This window comes from Porticoccus sp. (assembly GCA_023261185.1).
GTDB classification, from domain to species: Bacteria; Pseudomonadota; Gammaproteobacteria; order Pseudomonadales; family Porticoccaceae; genus Porticoccus; species Porticoccus litoralis.
Window position 1 is genome coordinate 1 of the sequence record JALRJN010000008.1, and the last position, 2,840, is coordinate 2,840.

The 2,840-nt window shown below is 53.4% G+C and carries 3 protein-coding genes and 1 pseudogene; 3 read left to right on the forward strand and 1 reads right to left on the reverse strand.

What is annotated here, in order from left to right; genetic code table 11:
* The first annotated feature begins 78 nt into the window (after positions 1-78).
* Positions 79-741 (forward strand): lipid-binding SYLF domain-containing protein, encoded by a 663-nt coding sequence (locus tag ACYZYZ_RS00805; protein ID WP_461482916.1) that lies wholly within the window; start codon positions 79-81, stop codon positions 739-741.
* Between the two features lie 6 nt (positions 742-747).
* Here the strand turns inward: ACYZYZ_RS00805 and ACYZYZ_RS00810 are convergent, their stop codons facing one another.
* Positions 748-2,181, reverse strand: a complete 1,434-nt coding sequence (locus ACYZYZ_RS00810; RefSeq protein WP_461482917.1) for a TAXI family TRAP transporter solute-binding subunit — start codon at positions 2,179-2,181, stop codon at positions 748-750.
* 81 nt (positions 2,182-2,262) lie between these two features.
* On the opposite strand from ACYZYZ_RS00810, the gene ACYZYZ_RS00815 reads away from it, so the two are divergent.
* Both ACYZYZ_RS00815 and ACYZYZ_RS00820 read left to right on the forward strand, forming a co-directional pair.
* Positions 2,263-2,625 carry a DMT family protein gene (locus ACYZYZ_RS00815; RefSeq protein WP_461482918.1) on the forward strand — a complete coding sequence of 121 codons (363 nt, stop codon included), beginning with the start codon at positions 2,263-2,265 and terminating at the stop codon, positions 2,623-2,625.
* A gap of 7 nt (positions 2,626-2,632) precedes the next feature.
* A pseudogene (locus tag ACYZYZ_RS00820) lies at positions 2,633-2,840 on the forward strand (hypothetical protein); the annotation flags it as partial.

Below are 2,840 nucleotides of genomic sequence, written 5' to 3' on the forward strand. Positions count from 1 at the left end.
TCGGCATAGTTCATGCTGCAATGATAACCAAGAGTTCACAAATTGGCAGTCTGCGTTTCCGTATGAGGACGCAATGAGATGACAAGCCACCGCTTTTTGTGTAACTTGCGCAGCAATCTTAACTATTCCGATGGTGCCGCCATGCAAGCATCCCGTCTTATCTCGACCGCGCTCTGTGCCGCCGTCCTTTCCCTGACCGCCTGCCAGACCACGCAAAGCAACGGTCAGCCGCTGACTGATGCGCAAGTCGTCAGTAAACGTGAAGCCATTCTCAAAATGGCGCGCTCCGGAGTTGATGAACTGATTCGCAAGAACCCGAAAGCGGCCGAAGAAATTCGCAACAGCGCTGGTTACGCGGTGTTTAATGCGACCAACGTGAACATTATTCTGGTCGTACTCTCCAATGGTGACGGTGCCCTCTTCCAGCCCGGGCAGAAGCCGGTCTTCATGATGGAACGTAAAGCCGGCGAAGGCGCGGGTGCAGGCTTCCAGAAACAATATCAGGTCATCATTTTCAAAAATGAAGCAGCCATCAAACAATTTACTGCGGCCAAAGGCGTGGGTGGTGATGTGAATGCCAATATTTCTGCAGGTTCAGGTGGTATGCAACAATCGATCAACCCGAACATCGTCACTTACCTCGTCGGCGAATCAGGTTACGACCTGCAGGCCAACTGGGGGGGCTCGGTCTATACACCGAATGACACACTGAACAATCCGGACATCCGCGGCGGCTACTAAACCCATTCAGACATCATCACCATCCCCATCGTCAGCCGCCGTCTCGATCGAAGCAGACGGCTGGGTTGGGGCTGCGTGCGCATTGTAACTATCACGCAGCACACAATTACGCACAAAATCGATTGAGCTGCGTAGCGTGTAATAGTCACTGGCCACTGACTTGGGGACTTTCATACCCAGCGCATCGCGCTCCATGGCATCCAGCTGAGCAAGATAGCTCGCCTTTTGCCCGGGGTCATAGGCAGTCACCAGAGACTGCTCAAAAAACTTTAGGGCGCCATACATCCGGTTGATTTTGCCCCGCACCCGGTTCTTGTGGTAATTCGGCATCGAACGAATAACCGGATAAGCCACGGCAAAGAAGGGCAACAAGGTAATGACGAGCCGCCGGATAAACTCGGCCAGCCAGAAAGGTAGCACCTCCATCAAAAGGGGCGTCCCTTTCTCATAGAAAATCTGTGCCTCTTTGCTCCGGTGTTGCGAGCTATCCATGAACACCGGGAACTGCCCCTCTTTCGAGAAAAAGCTTTCCTTGCCATTGATGTCTTTAGCCGCCATCAGAAACAAGGTTTGTATGGCCGGATGCAAGCGTTCGTCAATCAGGATTTCGGTCGTTGTGGCAATCATCGGGGATGACGTAGACGGACGATTTGTGGGCAGATCCAGTGCCCCCTCCGGGATCGTGACCATTTCAAGCGCCGGCACCATACGCGCATAGGCCTCCGCCCGTTCGAATGCCGACAGTTGCAAGCCCGGAATTTTCAGCAGTTTCTGCACATTCGGCGATTCATAGGTATCGACAATACAGACCGAGTCCAACCGACCATCTCGCAGCATCTCGATCGCCTGTTCATCGGGATACTGTTTAAACTTGGACAGATCTCCGTTGATGCCATTGAGTTTCAGCATTTCCTGCATCAATAGATGGGTACCGCTGTTGGTTGTACCCATATTGACGTTGTGACTCAAAATTAGCGTCTCCCGTTCCTTGATGGGAAGTGGCACCGGACTACGATAAAAACACCAGAGCGGCTGATAATTGATACTGCCCAAGGTCTGAATTCCTTTGGCATGATGAGGTGCAGCGCCTGCCATGACAAAGCCCGCCATCACTTTGTCCTGTGGATCCTGTAATCGATGGACATTTTCAACGGAACCTTCGGTAGGCACCAGATGCAAGGTCACGCCACGCTCTGCAAAATAGCTGGCGTACCTTTTACCGAGGACCTCATTTGAACTACCCGCGGGGCCCGTTGCTGCCCAAATCTCCCGGGGTGGTGCAGGATCAGCCACCCACAACGCAACGATCAGAATCAGCAGCAAAATGGTCAGCGCAGGCCAGGTTTCCTGCATAAAGGATTTGAAATCCTTCCAACCGTCCACCACGGTTTCCCGGATTGCAATAATCTGATCCTGCAGGTCCTCACGAACGGTTGCCATACACTCCCCGACTCATCACACGTCATGCGTAAAAGCGAAGACTAACGGATAATCCGGTTTTTTGCTTCAGATCACGTTGCCATGTCTGCGATGTTTCCCTGGCTCCCGCCATCGCTGCAGTTTGTCGGGCTGCTCGTCCTCTCTAATATCTTCATGACCTTCGCCTGGTACGCCCACCTGCGCAACCTGGCAGATAAGCCCTGGTGGATTGCCGCCCTGTTAAGCTGGGGGATCGCGTTGGCTGAATACGTCTTTCAGGTGCCTGCCAACCGCATTGGCCACACCGAGCTTTCTCTTCCACAGCTCAAAATTACCCAGGAAGTGATTACCCTGTTGGTCTTTGTACCCTTTTCCGTCTTCTACATGGGCGAGGACGTCAAACTCGATTACCTGTGGGCCGGCTTATGCCTGATGGGTGCTGTCTATTTCATTTTCCGCAGTTGACGACACCATGACCGAACAGCACCTGCACATCAAAAACTCCCGAACCCGCGTTGCTGCCGCCGCCTGCTTCGGCACTTTTCTGGAGTGGTATGACTTTCTCACCTTCGCCGCATTAGCGGTCTGGTTCGGCCCACTGTTCTTTCCACCAGAAAACCCGACAACGGCGCTGCTGGCCAGCCTGGCCACCTTTGGCGCCGGTATGATTGTTCGGCCAC

What these genes read in the sequence shown, in the direction of transcription:
- ACYZYZ_RS00805 (WP_461482916.1), top strand. Translation starts at nt 79, where the DNA reads ATGACAAGCCACCGCTTTTTGTGTAACTTGCGCAGCAATCTTAACTAT.
- ACYZYZ_RS00810 (WP_461482917.1), bottom strand. Translation starts at nt 2,181, where the DNA reads ATGGCAACCGTTCGTGAGGACCTGCAGGATCAGATTATTGCAATCCGG.
- ACYZYZ_RS00815 (WP_461482918.1), top strand. Translation starts at nt 2,263, where the DNA reads ATGTCTGCGATGTTTCCCTGGCTCCCGCCATCGCTGCAGTTTGTCGGG.